General features: G+C 65.9%; 14 protein-coding genes. 4 read left to right on the forward strand and 10 right to left on the reverse strand.

Going from position 1 to position 15736, the window contains the following annotated elements; translation table 11 throughout:
- Positions 1-423: 423 nt before the first annotated feature.
- Genes AC1RMG_RS03055 through AC1RMG_RS03065 form a run of 3 tightly spaced genes read right to left on the reverse strand, consistent with a single transcriptional unit; the run spans position 424 to position 6197 of the window.
- Positions 424-1836: an efflux transporter outer membrane subunit gene (locus tag AC1RMG_RS03055; RefSeq protein WP_493168288.1), complete on the reverse strand. Its 1413-nt coding sequence runs from the start codon at positions 1834-1836 to the stop codon at positions 424-426.
- A complete protein-coding gene (locus tag AC1RMG_RS03060) occupies positions 1820-2986 on the reverse strand; it encodes an efflux RND transporter periplasmic adaptor subunit (RefSeq protein ID WP_265578205.1) in 1167 nt (388 codons plus the stop codon). The genes AC1RMG_RS03055 and AC1RMG_RS03060 overlap by 17 nt, the downstream gene beginning before the upstream one ends.
- Positions 2976-6197 (reverse strand): efflux RND transporter permease subunit, encoded by a 3222-nt coding sequence (locus AC1RMG_RS03065; protein ID WP_493168293.1) that lies wholly within the window; start codon positions 6195-6197, stop codon positions 2976-2978. The genes AC1RMG_RS03060 and AC1RMG_RS03065 overlap by 11 nt, the downstream gene beginning before the upstream one ends.
- 229 nt (positions 6198-6426) lie before the next feature.
- On the opposite strand from AC1RMG_RS03065, the gene AC1RMG_RS03070 reads away from it, so the two are divergent.
- The 3 genes from AC1RMG_RS03070 to AC1RMG_RS03080 all read left to right on the forward strand — a co-directional run bounded on the left by AC1RMG_RS03070 (position 6427) and on the right by AC1RMG_RS03080 (position 8415).
- The gene (locus tag AC1RMG_RS03070; protein ID WP_493168296.1) at positions 6427-6831 is read left to right on the forward strand and encodes a PA0061/PA0062 family lipoprotein; all 405 of its coding nucleotides are present in this window, start codon (positions 6427-6429) and stop codon (positions 6829-6831) included.
- 33 nt (positions 6832-6864) lie between these two features.
- Entirely contained in the window at positions 6865-7275 is a 411-nt protein-coding gene (locus AC1RMG_RS03075) for a PA0061/PA0062 family lipoprotein (protein ID WP_123430938.1), read from the forward strand.
- Between the two features lie 123 nt (positions 7276-7398).
- Entirely contained in the window at positions 7399-8415 is a 1017-nt protein-coding gene (locus AC1RMG_RS03080; RefSeq protein WP_493168301.1) for a PDDEXK nuclease domain-containing protein, read from the forward strand.
- A 75-nt stretch (positions 8416-8490) separates the two neighbouring features.
- Here AC1RMG_RS03080 and AC1RMG_RS03085 read toward each other — a convergent pair whose 3' ends face one another.
- The 7 genes from AC1RMG_RS03085 to AC1RMG_RS03115 all read right to left on the reverse strand — a co-directional run bounded on the left by AC1RMG_RS03085 (position 8491) and on the right by AC1RMG_RS03115 (position 14165).
- Entirely contained in the window at positions 8491-8841 is a 351-nt protein-coding gene (locus tag AC1RMG_RS03085; RefSeq protein WP_210671653.1) for a YkvA family protein, read from the reverse strand.
- A 223-nt stretch (positions 8842-9064) separates the two neighbouring features.
- The gene (locus AC1RMG_RS03090) at positions 9065-10024 is read right to left on the reverse strand and encodes a DMT family transporter (protein ID WP_183000501.1); all 960 of its coding nucleotides are present in this window, start codon (positions 10022-10024) and stop codon (positions 9065-9067) included.
- 40 nt (positions 10025-10064) lie between these two features.
- Positions 10065-10712 (reverse strand): phytanoyl-CoA dioxygenase family protein, encoded by a 648-nt coding sequence (locus AC1RMG_RS03095; protein WP_493168308.1) that lies wholly within the window; start codon positions 10710-10712, stop codon positions 10065-10067.
- The gene (locus tag AC1RMG_RS03100) at positions 10709-10993 is read right to left on the reverse strand and encodes a hypothetical protein (RefSeq protein ID WP_493168310.1); all 285 of its coding nucleotides are present in this window, start codon (positions 10991-10993) and stop codon (positions 10709-10711) included. Before AC1RMG_RS03100 ends, AC1RMG_RS03095 begins: the two co-directional genes overlap by 4 nt.
- A 155-nt stretch (positions 10994-11148) precedes the next feature.
- Positions 11149-11976, reverse strand: coding sequence for a sulfite exporter TauE/SafE family protein (locus tag AC1RMG_RS03105; RefSeq protein WP_125063744.1), 828 nt, complete (start codon positions 11974-11976; stop codon positions 11149-11151).
- A complete protein-coding gene (locus tag AC1RMG_RS03110; protein ID WP_493168314.1) occupies positions 11973-13250 on the reverse strand; it encodes an NAD(P)/FAD-dependent oxidoreductase in 1278 nt (425 codons plus the stop codon). Before AC1RMG_RS03110 ends, AC1RMG_RS03105 begins: the two co-directional genes overlap by 4 nt.
- A gap of 30 nt (positions 13251-13280) precedes the next feature.
- A complete protein-coding gene (locus AC1RMG_RS03115) occupies positions 13281-14165 on the reverse strand; it encodes an MBL fold metallo-hydrolase (protein ID WP_368995664.1) in 885 nt (294 codons plus the stop codon).
- 251 nt (positions 14166-14416) lie between these two features.
- Here AC1RMG_RS03115 and AC1RMG_RS03120 point away from each other — a divergent pair, with 251 nt between their 5' ends.
- Positions 14417-15730, forward strand: a complete 1314-nt coding sequence (locus AC1RMG_RS03120) for a sigma-54 interaction domain-containing protein (protein ID WP_072452278.1) — start codon at positions 14417-14419, stop codon at positions 15728-15730.
- Positions 15731-15736: the final 6 nt, after the last annotated feature.

The following is a 15736-nucleotide window of genomic DNA, read 5'->3' on the forward strand; positions in this document are numbered from 1 at the left end:
GGCGAAAGGGCCCGTGAGACATGCAGCGCCTGGGCGGACGCTTTCGCTGGCAAGCCAGCTCCTACACGGGGGGCGCTACACGCCGCTCCAGCTCCAGCTCCAGGCCGGCCGGCAGGCCGCCGTCGCGCTCTTGATTTTGATCTTGATCTGAACGCCCCGTTAACCACGATGGCCGAACGCAGGCATTGAGCCGTGGGTAACCCGGCAGGGATGCCGGGTTAGCCGCCCCAGGCCATGGATGGCCTGTGGCGGCGGCCCACGGATCAATGCCGGAGTGAGGACATGCCGAGCCTAGGCGAGGCACCGAGTGGAGGGGCAGAGCGTTTTGCTTACTTTTGCGCTTTTCAAAAGTGAGCCGCTGTAAGAGCGGAACCAATATCCGCCACACCCGCAGCAACGGATATGTACACCCTCCTCAAAAACTCACCCGTTCCACCCCCCACCCAACGCCACCACCAACCCCACACTGGCCTGCAGCTCCCTTGTCTGCACCGCCTGCAACCCCCGTTGCGCCTGCAAGGCTGCGGTCTGCGCCGTCACCACATCCAGGTAGCTGACGGCACCTGCCTGATAGCTGTTCATGGCCAAGGTCTGCGTGTGCTCGGCAGCATTCACCGCCGCCTGTTGGTCCAGCGCTTCCTGGCGCAAATCCCGCAGTTGCCCCAGGTTATCCTCCACCTCGCGCACCGCCCGCAGCACTTGCCCACGGTAATGGGCGGCGGCTTCTTCGAACTCGGCGTGGGCCTGGCGCTCATTGGCGCTCAGCCGCCCGCCGTCAAAAATCGGCAGGTTCACCAACGGCCCCAGGGCCCAATAGCGATTGCCCGCCGCCAGCAGGTTGCCCACGCCCTGGGTCTGGCCACCGAGCATGCCGGTCAGGCTGAAATCCGGATACCAGGCGGCGCGGGCGATACCGATGCCGGCATTGGCGGCGTACACACGGCGTTCGGCGGCGGCAATGTCCGGCCTTCGTTGCAGCAGGGTGCTGGGCAGCTGCCGGGGAATGCTCGGCAGGCTCAAGAGTTGCGCAGAGGGCGAGAGGTGGAATTGGCTGGCCGGCTCGCCCACCAGTTCGCCGATGGCGTGTTCGGTGAGGTTGCGCTGGGCGCGCACTTCGTCCAGTTCGGCTTCGGCGCTGGCCAGTTGGCTCTGGGCCCGGGTCAGGTCCAGTTCCGAGGCGATCTGCCCCTGGTAGCGGTCGCGGGTCAGTTGCAGGGCCTGGGCGTAATCCTCCAGGGAGTGGCTGAGGATGCGGCTCTGGGCGTCCAGGCCATTGAGTTGCACATACAGGCTCGCCAATTGTTTTTGCAGGCTCAGGCGCGCCGCTGCCAAGTCGTCGCCGGAGGCTTGGGCCTGGGCGTCTCCGGCCGCCGCTTGATTGCGAATCCGCCCCCAGAGGTCGAGGTCCAAGCCCAGGGCAAAACCGGCGGTGTTGCTGTTGTATACCGAAGGCTGGGTGCTGCCGCGCAGCGGGCGGTTGTCCGACTGACGCTGGCGCAACGGTTGGGCGCTGGCGCTGATCTGCGGGAACAGCCCGGCCTGCAGCTGGCTGGCGTAGGCCTGGGCGCCGTCATAGTGAGCCAAGGCCGCGGCGAGGTCCGGGTTGGCCTGGAGCAGGCGCTGTTGCAGGTCGTTGAGACGCGGGTCCTGGTACAACAGCCACCATTGCTCGGCGATCATCTGGGGCGTGGCGGCCGGGTGCCAGGGGCCGTCGGCGTTCTGTTCGCGATACTGCGCCGGCAGGTCGATGGGCGGCACCTGGTAGTGGGGCGCCAGGGAGCAGCCGTGCAGGGCCAGCAACAGCAGGGCGGCGAGGGGCTTAAGCCTTGGGCGCATGTTCGCCTCCCGCGTCCGCCAGTTGCACCAGGTCGCCTTCACGCAGGGCGTCCGGCGGGTTGTCGATGACCTGGTCGGTCGCTTGCAGGCCCTGGTCGATCACCAGCCGCTCGCCCAGGTCCAGGCCAATATGGATGCTGCGCAGGTGTACGTGGCGGGAACCGTCGATCACCGCCACCTGGGTGCCCTGGGCGCGGAAGATCAGGGCGCTGGCGGGGATGCTCACACCGTGGGTGTCGGCAGGGATGGCCAGTGTGGCTTCGGCATAGTCGCCGGGCATCAGCGCGCCGTCCGGGTTGGCGGCGACGAACTGCGCCAGCAGGGTGCCGGAGCGTGGGTCGATGGCGGTGGAGTCGCCCAGCAGTTGCGCGCTGAAGTGCTGGCCAGGGTGCTCGGGCACGGTCAGTTGCGCGTGCAGGCCGGGGCGGATCACGCTGGCGTAGTTCTGCGGAATCGGCACGTAGAGCCGCAGTTTGTGGGTGTCCGCCAGGTCGAACAGCTCCGGGTCGCTGTCGTTGTCGGCCTTGATCAACTGGCCGATATCGGTGTGGCGGGCGGTGATGGTGCCGGCGAACGGCGCACGAATGGTCTTGTAGTCCTCCAGCGCCGAGAGCCGCGCATAGTCGGCGGCGGCCGCCTCGGCATTGGCTTTGGCGGCGGCTGCGTTGGAAGTCTTTTCATCGGCTTCCTGGCGCGATACCGAGTGGCTGGCCAAGAGGTTCTGCCAGCGCTCGGCGGTGGTCTGGGCCAGCCGGGCATTGGCTTGCTGCTGGATCATCCGCGCCCGGGCCTGGGCCACTTGCTGGTCCAGGTCGGGGCTGTCGATATGGGCCAGTACCTGCCCGGCGGCCACGTGGGTGCCTATGTCCTGGGTCCAGTCCTTGAGGTAGCCGCTGACCCGGGCATGGATCGGCGCCTTGCTCCAGGCCTCCAGGTGCGCCGGCAGGCGCAGGGTGTCGCCCAGCACGTTGTGCTGCGGCTGGAACACCAGCACCTGCGGCACGGCAGCGGTCTCGGTCCAGGCAACGACGGCCCGTTCATGCCGGGTGCGCGCGGCCAGGCCGCTGGCCACCAGCAGGGCAGCCAGGCTCAGGCCGCCGATGCCCAGCAGCATCAGGCGTTTGCGCGAAGGGGTGTGATCAGGCGACATGGGTGTTTTCTCCAGCAACAGCGGATTGGGGACGGCGGCCGTGGACCAGGCTGAAGACCACGGGGACAAAGATCAGGGTGGCCACGGTGGCGAGGATCAGCCCGCCGATCACCGCGCGGCCCAGTGGGGCGTTCTGTTCCTCGGACAGGGCCAGGGGCAGCATGCCGATGATCATCGCCAGGGCGGTCATGCACACCGGGCGAAAGCGCGTGTAGCCGGCTTCCAGCGCGGCCTTGAGGGCATCGCCGTGTTCCGCCAGGCGCTCGCGGCAAAAACTCACCACCAGGATCGAGTTGGCGGTGGCCACCCCCATGCACAGGATGGCCCCGGTCAGCGCCGGCACCGACAGCGAGGTGCCACTCAAGAACAGCATCCACACGATCCCGGCCAGGGCTGCCGGCAGCGCGGTGATGATCACGAACGGATCGACCCAGGACTGGAAGTTGACCACGATCAGCAGGTAGATCAGCACCACCGCACCCAGCAGGCCCAGGCTCAGGCCGCTGAAGGCTTCGTGCAGGGCGTCGATCTGCCCGTGCAGGCTGACCGTGGCGCCCTTGGGCCGCAGGGCCGCAGCGTCGTCCAGGACCTTTTGCATGTCGTGGGCCACGGCGCCGAGGTCGCGGCCCTGCACGTTGGCGTACAGATCCAGTGTGGGCTGGATGTTGTAGTGGCTGACCACCGCCGGGCTCTCGACCCGGGAGATGTCCGCCAGGCCGCCGAGGATCTGCGACTGGCCGTTGCTGCCGGTGACCGGCAGCGCCTCCAGGGCCGGCAGGCTGTCCAGGCGGTATTGCGGGGTGGCGGCGACGATGGAATAGGACACGCCGTTCTTCGGGTTGAGCCAGAAGGTCGGCGCCACCTGGGAGCTGCCGGCCAGCGACGCCACCATGCTGTTGGTCACGTCGCGCTCGGTGATGCCCAGGCCATTGGCCCGCAGGCGATCGACCTTGACCTGCAAGGACGGGTAGCCGGTGGACTGCTGGATGCGCAGGTCGGCGATGCCCGGCACATGCTGCAGGCGCCGTTGCAGTTGCAGGGCGAAGGCGCGGTTGGCCGCGGCGTCGGGCCCGGAGATTTTCACGTCCAGGGGGGCCGGGGCGCCGAAGTTGAGGATCTGGCTGCTGATGTCTGCCGGCAGGAAGGCGAACTGGCTGCTGGGGAAGCTTTCCGGCAAGGCTTCACGCAGCTGTTTCACATAGTCGGCGCTGGGGGCGTGGCCGGGTTTGAGGGTGACCTGGATATCACCGTCCTGGGGGCCGATGGTGCCGCTGTTGCTGTAGGCCATGTCGATGCCGCTCAAGGGGATGCCGATGTTGTCGATGATGCTGTCCAGTTGCTCGGCCGGAATCACCTCGCGAATGCGCCCTTCGATACGGTCGAAGGCCGCCGCGCTTTCCTCGATCCGTGTGCCCAGGGGCAGCCGCACGTGCAGGGCCAGGGCCCCGGCGTCGGTGGCGGGGAAGAAGTCCTGGCCCAGGCTCGGCAGCAGGGCGAAGGAGGCTAGCACGCAGGCAAGAAAGCCGAGGATGAAGGTCTTGCGCCGGCCCAGGGCCAGGTGCAGCAGGCCGTGGTAGGTGTCGCGCACGCTGGAGAAACGCGCCTCGAAACCCTGTTGAAAGGCCAATAGCCCGCGCACCAGGGCATTGCGTGGCTTGGCGTGCTGTTCGCCTTCGTGGTGGTTGATGAAGGCATCTTCCGGGTGGTGCCCGGGGCCGGCTTCTGGCGTGTGCGGCTTGAGCAGGTACATGGCCAGTGTGGGTACCAGGGTCCGCGAGAGGATGAACGAGCTGGCCATGGCGAAGATCACCGCCAGGGCCATGGGCCGGAACAGGTAGCCGGCGATGCCCTGCAACAGGAACATCGGCACGAAGACGATGCAGATGCACAGCAGCGAGACAAAGGCCGGGCCGACGATCTGCTTGGCGCCGTCGAGGATGGCCTGCTTGACCGCCTTGCCCTGTTCCAGGTGCCAGTTGATGTTCTCGATGGTCACGGTGGCATCGTCCACCAGGATCCCCACCGCCAGGGCCAGGCCGCCCAGGGTCATGACGTTGAGGGTCTGGCCGCTGAGCGCCAGCAGGGCAATGGCCGAGAGCACCGCCAGGGGAATCGAGGCGGCGATGATCAGTGTGGAGCGCCAGCTGCCGAGGAACAGCAGGATCATCGCGCTGGTCAGCAGGGCGGCGATGATGCCTTCCTGGGCCACGCTGCCCACCGACTGCTTGACGAACACCGAGGCGTCCCCCAGCAGTGAGGTCTTCAGCGCTGGCGGCAGGGTCTCATTGATGCGCGGCAGCATCTGGCGGATGCCGTCGACGATCGACAGGGTGGAGATATTGCCGTTCTTCAGGGCCGGCATCAGCACCGCGCGGCGTCCGTCGACCCGCACGATGTTGGTCTGCGGCGGCGAGCCGTCGCGCACGTGGGCCACCTGGCCGATGGTGATCAGCGCGCCGTCCACGGTCTTGATCGGCAGGTCGTTGAGCTCCTCGATGGCGGTCGGGCTGTTGTTCAACAGCACCGTGTATTCATCGCTGCCCAGCTTGGCGGTGCCCACCGGGATGATCTGGTTCTGCGCCGCCAGGGCATTGCCCACGTCCTGGGCCGACAGGCCCTTGGCGGCCAGGGCTTGCGGGTCCAGGTCGAGGGTGATCTGGCGCTGCTTGCCGCCCATGGGGGTGGGCATGGCCAGGCCGGGCAGGGAGCTCAGGGGCAGGCGGATGTTGTTCTGCACCAGGTCGCGGATCTTCGCCTCCGACAGGGTCGGGCTGGAAAACGCCATCTGCAGGATCGGCACCGTCGAGGCGCTGTAGTTGAGGATCAGCGGCGGGGTGATGCCCGGCGGCATCTGCTTGAGCACGGTTTGTGACACCGCGGTCACCTGGGCGTTGGCGGTGCGGATATCGACCCCGGGCTGGAAGAAGATCTTGACGATGCCCATGCCCGGCAGCGACTGCGACTCGATGTGCTCGATGTCGTTGACCGTGGTGCTCAGGGAGCGCTCGTAGGTGTAGATCACCCGCCCGGCCATGGCGTCCGGCGACAGGCCGTTGTACTGCCAGACCACCGCCACCACCGGGATGCCGATATCCGGGAACACGTCGGTGGGGGTACGCAGGGCCGCCAGGGGCCCGATGATGCAGATGAATATCGCCAGCACGATGAACGTGTAGGGCTTGAGCAGTGCGGTCTTGACCAGCCCGAGCATGCCGAAAACCTCCGAGGGAGTGGGGTTGCAAACCTCGGCAGCCTGCAGCGACCCACCTAACACGCGGCTTTCAGCTAAGTGAAGGAAGTTTTAGGTAAGGCCTGTATTTCCTTTCATGTGGATTCATTTGTTCTCGCACCGGGGCCTCGACAAGCTTGGTGGCCATCGGCGCAGGGGATTTTTCCGGGCTTGCGCCGCACTCATGACTGTCATTTGCGAGGTTGCTTCCATGTCCCTCAAACCCTTGTTGCTGCTGCCGGGCCTGGGCCTGGTGTGCCTGCTTTCGGCCTGTGCCGGGCCGCTGCCCAAGGCCGATCCGCAGCAGGCCTGGATCGATCTTGCTCCGGAGTCGCCCAACGACTTGCTGGCCGACAGCGTCGATGGCAAGCGCCTGAACGATGGCCGCTACTTCCAGGTCAGCTCCGGCCAGCACCGCTTGCAGATGGCTTTGCTGCAAGGGGCCAACGGCAACTCGGCGCAACCCGACTGCCTGGGGCGCCTGGACTATGCCGGGTTCCAGGCGGGGGGCCATTACCGACTGGTGGAGTCCAGCCAGGGCCAGGACGTCAGCGCCGAGCTGCTGGACGCCCAGGGCCGGCAGGTGGCCCAGAGCCGGCCGTTCAGTTGCCTGTAGGGCTTCTTTTTTCCATTGCCAAGGTAGATTTTCATGACACTCAAACCGCTGCTGCTGATACCCGTCCTGGGCCTCGCGTGCCTGCTCGGCGCTTGCGCCGGGCCCGTGCCCCGGCCTGATCCCAGCGAGGCCTGGATCGGCCTGCAGGAAGAGGCGCCCAACGACCTGATGGCCGAACGGGTGGACGGGCAGAAGACCGACGATGGTCGCTATTTCCAGGTCAAGCCCGGTGCTCACCGCCTGGACGTGACCCTGTTTGAAGAGAACGTCGGCGACTCCAACCAGCAAGACTGCGACGGCCACATCAGCTACGGCGGCTTCAAGGCTGGGGAGCATTACACACTGGTGGAGTCGAGCCTGGGGAACGAGGTGTCGGCGCGCCTGTATGACGCCAAGGGCAAGCAGGTAGCCAGTACCCACGACTTCAATTGCATGCCCGGCTGACGAGGCTGTTTACCGCGCTCAAACAAGGACATTTCGCTCACCACAAAGAGACAGGCCTGACTTCAGGCCCATGGCGAGCCACGGGATGATAGGGGCCTGTCTCCCAGCAAGCGGGCGAGCGTCATGAAGCAAGAGGCTGAAGCGGCGATCTCTTCCACCGAAGTGGCATTTGGCGAAGTGGCGCAAATGATCACCGCCGCGCGGCAGCGGGCAGTGCGCGCGGTGAATACTGAACTGGTGGAGCTGTATTGGCAGGTCGGGGCCTATATCAGCCGCAAGATCGAGGCGGCGGAGTGGGGTGATGGCGTGGTCCGGCAATTGGCGGATTACCTGGCGCGGCAGCAGCCGGGCCTGCGGGGTTTTACCCGGGCAAACCTGTTTCGCATGCGCCAGTTTTATGAGGCCTATCGTGCTGACGAGAAAGTCGCACCACTGGTGCGACAATTGTCCTGGAGCCACCATCTGGTGGTGATGGGGCAGAGTAAAGGGCCCAGTGAACGTGAGTTCTACCTGCGCTTGGCGGTCCAGGAACAGTGGTCACGCAGAGAACTGGAACGGCAGATCAAATCCGCGCTGTTCGAACGCACGCTGACCCGCCCGGCCAATGCCTCGGCAACCTTGAAGCAGGCCCGTCCCGAGGCCCTGAAGGTCTTCAAGGATGCCTACATGGTGGAGTTTCTGGGCCTGGCCCAGGGGCATAACGAAGCCGACCTGCACCAGGGGCTGCTGCGCCAACTCAAGGATTTCCTGATCGAGATGGGGCGCGACTTCTGCTTTGTCGCTTCAGGCTATCCCCTGCAGGTCGGCGGGCGCGATTTCGCCCTGGACCTGCTGCTGTTCCATCGCGGGTTGAATTGCCTGGTGGCCGTTGAACTCAAGGTCGGGCGCTTCGAGCCGGAGTACCTGGGCAAGCTGGACTTCTACCTGGAGGCCCTGGATCGCCAGGTGCGCAAGCCCCACGAGAACCCTGCCCTGGGCGTGTTGCTCTGTGCCAGCAAGGAGGACGAGGTGGTGGAATATGCCCTCAACCGTTCCCTGTCACCGGCGCTGATCGCCGAGTACCGGACCCAACTGCCGGACAAGCAACTGCTGCAGGCCAAGTTGCAGGAGTTCTATGCCCTGGACACCCAGGCGCGGTGAGTCGGGTGGCCATGGTGTCGGGGGCGCTGCACTGCCTTGGTGAGTCGAATGCCCAGCCTGGCGCCGACCTCTGGCTCATTCCGACTCGCTGCCGAACCAGTCGGCCAGGCGCGCGCTGGCTTGCTCCTTGACCTCGGCGTTGATATGCGCAGCCACGGCCAGCACTGAACTGGTCAGCAGTCCAAGGTCATCGACGTACCCGGCCCCGGGGATCAGGTCCGGGATGATGTCCACTGGCAGTATGAAGTAACCCAGGGCGGCGTAGATGGTGGCCTTGGCCCAGATCGGGGTTTGCGGTCGTTGCGCGGCGTAGTAGAGCCATAGGGCTTTCTGGATCAAGGCCCGGCCGATGCGCGAGGTATAGCGGCCGATCTTGCGCCAGAGGCAGCGGTGGAAGCTTTTTTCCAGGCTATGGTCGGTGGACATGGCGGGCTCCTTGCGGTTACGGGGCGCCAGGTCATGGTGGGCGTTGCGAGCGTGCGCGGGCAGTGGAGAGAACTTCCCTGGGAAGTACCCGGCAGCCATGTCCTTCACTCCCATCTGTTTCAACAGCGCCGCAAGCGCTCCAGGCACTGAAAAAACACTCAGACCGGGCCATTGCCTCTGGATTGCAACACCGGCGGTTAATGAGTGGAGGGATTCAGGCTCTTCATGCTCGCACACTCGCCCCGGCCCGTTGATGGTGCGCCATGACCCTGACGGCAATCGAGGCGCCGCTCAGCAAGGCGATGATTCCCAGGGTTTCAAGGGCGGTGGGTAAACGCTGTTCGGCGATCAGGCCAAACGCCGCGGCAAAGAGGGTTTCGACCGAAATCAGTTGTCCGGACAGGGCCAGGGGTAACCGCTGGCTCGCGAAGTTCCAGGCCCAGGCCCCACCTACCGAGGCGACGCAGGCCAAGGCCGAGGCGGCGGCGAGCACCGGCAGGGTATTGTCCAGACGCCACTCCACATGGGGCGCGCTGTACAGGTCGAAAGTGAGCCCGAACGGCACGAAGAGCACCACGCTCAAGCCCGCTCCCACCATCATCAGCCCGGTCCAGAGGCCTGAGGAAACATGCGGCAGCCGTGCCAGGATCACTTGGTTCAAGAGGCTGAAGATCAACCAGGACAGGGTGGCGCCTACCGCGTAGCCGACCGCTTGCAGGTAGGTGGACAGATCGCCGTCCAGTACCCTCGCGAAGGCGCCGTAGTTGGTGGCGACCAGCCCCAGCAGCGCGAGCAGCACCGGTACGCAGAGGGCGCGCCAGGAGACCGTGGGTTCGATCAGGTTGCCGATGAGGGCGACCATGATCGGCGCTGCGCTCAAAAACGCCGGCGCGATGATCGCGCCGCCGTTGAGCACACTGCCCATGACGCACCCGATGTACAGGGTGTAGCCCACCACCCCCAGCAGCGCGGCGGTGGCCATGGTGCGTCCGTTCAAGCGCGCAAGGCCGGCTCGGTAGAGGCGCAGCATCGCCAGGCCAATGGCGCCGGAGACGATGAAGCGCAGGGTAATGAAGTCGAACGTGCCGAAGTCGCCCATCAGATAGGGCGATAGAAAGTTCAGCGCCCAACTGAAGGTGGCGAAGAGGGCTGCGGCCACGCCTATGGCATAAGACTTCGACATTCCTGCTCCTCAAGGCTGACTGACCACGATCTGGGCGCTGCTAGATAATCGGGCCGCAATGCCTGGACGTGCGAATTTCCTCGCCGTCGTCGATATCGGTGAACTGCGAGCCGTAGGCCGTCTGGGTGGGTTTGCCCCAGTTGACGCCCATCCCCACGCCACCACCGCTTTCAGACTCACCTTCGAACAGGGTTCTGTCCAGCCGTGAGCGCCAATCCAGAAAGCGTATGGTCACCGCCAACCGCGCCTGGAGTGGCCCCGGCAGCAGCGGCTCGGAGCGGTGCCACAGGGATTTGCTGAAGAACAACACATCGCCCAGCGCGAAATCGTCCTGGGACTTATGTTCCTCGAATATCTCTGTCAGCAGGCTCGGCGTATTGAAGATACCCCTTAGGTGCGCAGAGAAATCCTCGACCGAGAGGCCGGCGGCCATCTTTCTTGAGAGCAGGCTGGCCAGCTGGAAGTTGGCCTTGGCTGAATACAGGCTTTCAGGGACATAGGCCATTCCCCCGCGTTGCCCTGCATTGTGGATGGGGTCCAATGGGATCCACACGCTGAAGGCCGCATCCTGCGGGCGAATGTAGCGAAAGCTCAGTGAATCGTAATGCCAGGCGAAGCCTTGCTGGTGCGCGGTGAGCTCGAAGCTCTGGGACTCGGTCATGATCAGCGGATGACCTGTCAGGGTCACCAGGCCGTCCTGAAGGCCGTCGAGGAGTAGATGCGCTTGAGCACCTCGGTGCGGCCAAGGTCGTAAGTCAACCGGTTGAAGGAATCTCCATAGGCCGACTTCGCGTCCCGGGCCGAAATGACTCGAGCACCGGCCTCGTGCTTGAGCGCCTCTATAGCATGCGCCGTTAAAAAGCCTTTGATCTTGATGAAACCGTGGCTGCGAAAGGCTGCGATCTCATCGGCGCTGAACGGGACTGCCTTCACCAGGCAATGATCTGTTTCTTGAATCAGGGCAAGCATCGTCGTCTCCTTTCGAGTCTGCAGGCTCAAGGGTGCGACATCCTGGGCTTGGTCATCAGACCCAGGGCGACTGTTTTGCGCACTGAGGCGACCTTTGCCGTTGATAACCGGGGCAGGCCCGCCACAGGCCGTAACCCGTGGCGGGCGCGAATGCTTCAGCGTGGCAACAGCCCCAGGGCGCCGCCGGCCAGCAGCAGGGCAGCGAGGATCCCGGTGATGGCGAACAGCTGTTGCAACCGCGGGCCGGCCAGGTGGCTGGCCACCTGGCGTCCCAGCACCAGCCCCAGGACCGCCCCCAGGGCAAAGGGCGCGCCCACCGCCCAGTGCATGATCCCGCTGAGGCTGGCGGTGACCACGCTGCCCAGGGAGACCAGGGCGATCACCGCCAGTGAGGTGGCGACGATGCTCTTGCTGTCCAGGTTGGTGTAGCGGCTCAGGGCCGGGATGATGACGAAGCCGCCACCCACCCCCAGCAGCCCGGAAAGCAGCCCCGAGAGCATTCCGGTGAAGGTCAGCGCCCGGGCGCAGGGCAGGGTCCAGCGCAGGCGGCCCTGGGCCGGGTTGAGCACGCAGGGCATGAAGGCCGGGCGCGGCGCCGGCTGGCCCTGTTTCAGTTCCAGGCTGGCCTTGCGCAGGATGCGCCCGCAGGCGTACAGCAGCACCAGGGAGAACAGCAGCGCCAGCGGCAGGTTGGGCAGGCGGTGGGCCAGCCACAGGCCCAGCGGCGCCATGAGGATGCCGATGCCGGCCACGAACCCCGCCGCGCGGTAGCGCACGATGCCCTGGCGCAAGCCCAGCACCGCGCCGACGCTGGCTGCCAGGCCCACCGCCAGCAGGCCGATGGGCGCGGCCTCGACCATGCTCAGGCCCAGGCCGAAGACCAGGAGCGGCACGGCGAGGATGCCGCCACCGGCCCCGGTCAGGGCCAGGATCGCGCCAATGATCGCCCCCAGCCCGGCGCCCAGAAGACTGTGTTCGCTCATGCTTTCGGGGTGTCCGTGGCCAGGGTCGGGTGGGCCAGCCATTCGTGGCCCTTGAGCATTCCGCGCCAGTACAGCGGTGGCAGGATCCGTTCCTTCAGCCACCAGGCGCGACGGGTTGGCTGGCGCCCGTCCAGCAGCCAGCGCGGGAAACTCGGTGCCAGCTTGCCGCCATAGGTGAATTCGGCGAGAACGATCTTGCCCCGTTCCACGGTCAGCGGGCAGGAACCGTAGCCGTCGTATTCGGCCAGGCGGGTCAGGCGCTTGAGGGCCACCAGCACATTGTTGGCCACCACCGGTGCCTGTTTGCGTGCCGCTGCGGCGGTCTTGGCATTGCTGGTATTGGTGGCGTCCCCCAGGCCGTGGATGTTCACGTAGCGCTTGTGGCACAGGCTGCCCGGGTCGACGTCGATCCAGCCGGCGGCGTCCGCCAGGGGGCTCTGGCGGATGAAGTCCGGGGCGCACTGGGGAGGCACCACGTGCAGCATATCGAAGGCCCGTTCCAATGTTTCCTGGCGGCCATCGGCCAGGGTGCGGACAAAGGTCGCGCGTTTGGCCGGGCCGTTCACCGCCACCAGGTTATGGCCGAAATCCAGTTCGATGGCGTATTTCTTCACGTATTCCATCAGCGCCGGCACGTAGTCGGCGACGCCGAACAGCACACCGCCGGCATTCAGGAAGCGCGGCTTGATCTGCCCCAGGCGGCCGTGGCGCAGCCAGTGGTCGCAGGACAGGTACATGGCCTTCTGTGGCGCTCCGGCGCACTTGATCGGCATCGGCGGCTGGCTGAACAGCGCCTCGCCCTGTTGCAGTTGCTGCACCAGTTGCCAGGTGTAGGGCGCCAGGTCGTAGCGGTAGTTGGAGGTCACGCCGTGGTTGCCCAGGGCCTGGGGCAGGCCGTCGATGGCGGCCCAGTCGAGCTTGAGCCCGGGGCAGACGATCAGTTGGTCATAGGCCAGCACCCGGCCGTCCTCCAGCACGAGGGCGTTGTGTTCCGGGTCGAAGCGGCTGACTGCGTCCTGGATCCACTTGACCCCTTGGGGCATCAGCTCGGCCATGGCGCGCTCGGTGGATTGGGCGCTGAATACTCCGGCGCCCACCAGGGTCCAGCCGGGTTGGTAATAGTGGTGCCGGGCAGGGTCGATGAGTGCCACGTCCAGGTGTGGATCGCGGGTCAAGAGGCTGGCAGCAACGGCGATGCCGGCGGCACCGCCACCGACGATCAGCACCTGGTGGCTGCCGTCGACAGTGGGCAGGGCCGGGTTGAAGGGGCGCATGGCAAGGTCTCCGTGTGGAGTAGGTAATAGTTATAGGGTGTTCAGGGGAATCTTCAGGTAGCTCACGCCGTTGTCCTCGGGCTCGGGGAAGTGCCCGCTGCGCATGTTGACCTGCACCGAAGGCAGGATCAGCACCGGCATGTCCAGGGTCGCGTCGCGGGCTTCGCGCATGGCCACGAAGCTGTCTTCGTCGACCCCCTGGTGAATGTGGATGTTGTTGGCGCGCTGCTCGGCGACGGTGGTCATGTACTGCAGCTCGCGGCCGTTGGGCAGGTAGTCGTGGCACATGAACAGCCGGGTGCTGGGGGGCAGGGCGAGGATCTTGCCGATCGAGCGGTACAGGGTCCGCGCGTCGGCCCCGGGGAAGTCGCAGCGGGCGGTGCCGTAGTCGGGCATGAACAGGGTGTCGCCGACAAAGGCCAGGGTTTCGTCGCCGACCTGCACCAGGTAGGTCATGCAGGCCGGGGTATGCCCCGGGGTGTGCATGGCCCGCGCGGTGAGGCCGCCGATGGCGAATTCGGCGCCGTCTTCGAGCAGCACGTCGAACTGGCTGCCGTCCCGGGCAAAGGCCGAGGCTTCGTTGAACAGCGCGCCGAAGGTCTTCTGCACCCGGGTGATCTGGTTGCCGATGGCCACCTGGGCCCCGAGCTGCGCCTTGAGGTAGGCGGCGGCCGACAGGTGGTCGGCATGCACATGGGTTTCCAGGATCCAGTCGACCCGGGCGTCCAGCTCTTTCACCCGGGCGATCAGGCGATCGGCGGACTCGGTGTGGGTGCGGCCGGATTTCGGGTCATAGTCCAGCACGCTGTCGATCAATGCGCAGTGGCGGCTGGCCAGGTCCATCACCAGGTAGCTGATGGTCCAGGTATGGCTGTCGAAAAAGGCTTCTACACGCAGCGTGTCGCTGATGATCATGGGGCACTCCAGGCAATGAAGGTGAGGGCAGTCTGCGCTGACGCTCGTTTCTTGAAGTGTCAATAAGCGTGCCAACCCGAAACGGCGTCGTTTGGCGCCTGTTCATTGGTCTAGACGCTTTTTCAACCCCTTGGTGATGTGTTGTCGCCAGGACTGTCACCCGGGCTTGGCAGTCATTTGGCAGTTGCTGGCAGAAAATGGCAGTGATGGCGCCCATGCTTTAAGCTGCCGCCTCTGCCCCGGAGTTGCCCATGTCCCTGATTGCCACCGACCTAGTCCCGCCACCGATGTCCGCCCTGGTGTCCTACCTCGAACACGACCCGCAGCCCACCATAGTGCTGGACACCGACTACAACATCATCGCCGCCAACACCGCCTACCAGCGTCAGTTCGGCGTGGCCGGCAAGCCCCACGTGGGCGCCAAGTGCTACCGGGTGTCCCACCAGTTCGCCGTGCCCTGCGACCAGGCCGGCGAGCATTGCCCGATGCGCAAGGCCCATGACAGCCGCGTGCCGGAACGCATGCTGCACATCCACCACACGCCCCGGGGGCCGGAACATGTGGACGTGGAGCTGCGGCCGATCATTGGCCAAGACGGCACGGTGGTGGCCTATGTCGAGCGCCTGAGTTCGGTGGCCGTGGCCTCGGTACAACCCCAGCAGAAGGGCCTGGTGGGGCGCTCGCCGGCCTTCAACGAAGCCTTGGGCGCCTTGCAGCGGGCGGCGCCGGCGCCGATCCCGGTATTGCTCCAGGGTGAATCCGGCACCGGCAAGGAGCTGTTCGCCCGTGCCCTGCACGACGGCAGCCCCCGGGCCAGCGGGCCGCTGGTGGTGGTGGACTGCACCGGGCTTACCGAAAGCCTGCTGGAAAGCGAATTGTTCGGTTATGAAAAGGGCGCCTTCACCGGTGCCCTGCAGCGCAAGATCGGCCTGGCCGAAGCCGCCCATGGCGGCACCCTGTTTCTCGACGAGATCGGCGAAGTGCCCCTGGCCATGCAGGTCAAACTGCTGCGCCTGATCGAGTCCGGCAGCTTTCGCCCGGTGGGCAGCCTGCGCACCGTGCACTCGGATTTCCGCCTGGTGGCGGCGACCCACAAGCCGCTCAAGGAAATGGTCGCCGCCGGCACCTTCCGCCAGGACCTGTACTACCGCATCAGCGCCTTCCCGATCCGCCTGCCGGCCTTGCGCGAGCGCAGCGACGACCTGCCACTGCTGATCGACAGCCTGCTGCGCCGGCTTGACCCCGGGGTGGTGCCGCGGGTCGATCCCCAGGCCCTGGCCCAACTGAGCCTGTACACCTACCCGGGCAATATCCGCGAGCTGCGCAACATCCTCGAGCGGGCGCGGCTGTTCAGCGACGACGGGGTGATCCGCCTGGCGGACCTGCCGCCGGAGCTGCGCAGCACGCCGGCACCAGCGCCCCCCGGCCGCCGCCGCGGCAACAAGGACCTGGAGCAACTGGCCCATGCCCTGGAGGTGTTCGAGGGTTCGCGCAGTGAGCTGGCCAGGGCCCTGGGCCTGAGCGAGCGGACCCTGTACCGGCGGCTCAAGGCCCTGGGTCTCTGAGTGCCG

Source organism: Pseudomonas sp. GW822-FHT04H02 (assembly GCF_058800645.1).

Coding starts and splice junctions, on each gene's coding strand:
- AC1RMG_RS03115 (WP_368995664.1), bottom strand. CDS start 14,165: ATGATCATCAGCGACACGCTGCGTGTAGAAGCCTTTTTCGACAGCCAT.
- AC1RMG_RS03105 (WP_125063744.1), bottom strand. CDS start 11,976: ATGAGCGAACACAGTCTTCTGGGCGCCGGGCTGGGGGCGATCATTGGC.
- AC1RMG_RS03080 (WP_493168301.1), top strand. CDS start 7,399: ATGAAGCAAGAGGCTGAAGCGGCGATCTCTTCCACCGAAGTGGCATTT.
- AC1RMG_RS03075 (WP_123430938.1), top strand. CDS start 6,865: ATGACACTCAAACCGCTGCTGCTGATACCCGTCCTGGGCCTCGCGTGC.
- AC1RMG_RS03065 (WP_493168293.1), bottom strand. CDS start 6,197: ATGCTCGGGCTGGTCAAGACCGCACTGCTCAAGCCCTACACGTTCATC.
- AC1RMG_RS03110 (WP_493168314.1), bottom strand. CDS start 13,250: ATGCGCCCCTTCAACCCGGCCCTGCCCACTGTCGACGGCAGCCACCAG.
- AC1RMG_RS03120 (WP_072452278.1), top strand. CDS start 14,417: ATGTCCCTGATTGCCACCGACCTAGTCCCGCCACCGATGTCCGCCCTG.
- AC1RMG_RS03060 (WP_265578205.1), bottom strand. CDS start 2,986: ATGTCGCCTGATCACACCCCTTCGCGCAAACGCCTGATGCTGCTGGGC.
- AC1RMG_RS03085 (WP_210671653.1), bottom strand. CDS start 8,841: ATGTCCACCGACCATAGCCTGGAAAAAAGCTTCCACCGCTGCCTCTGG.
- AC1RMG_RS03055 (WP_493168288.1), bottom strand. CDS start 1,836: ATGCGCCCAAGGCTTAAGCCCCTCGCCGCCCTGCTGTTGCTGGCCCTG.
- AC1RMG_RS03100 (WP_493168310.1), bottom strand. CDS start 10,993: ATGCTTGCCCTGATTCAAGAAACAGATCATTGCCTGGTGAAGGCAGTC.
- AC1RMG_RS03070 (WP_493168296.1), top strand. CDS start 6,427: ATGTCCCTCAAACCCTTGTTGCTGCTGCCGGGCCTGGGCCTGGTGTGC.
- AC1RMG_RS03090 (WP_183000501.1), bottom strand. CDS start 10,024: ATGTCGAAGTCTTATGCCATAGGCGTGGCCGCAGCCCTCTTCGCCACC.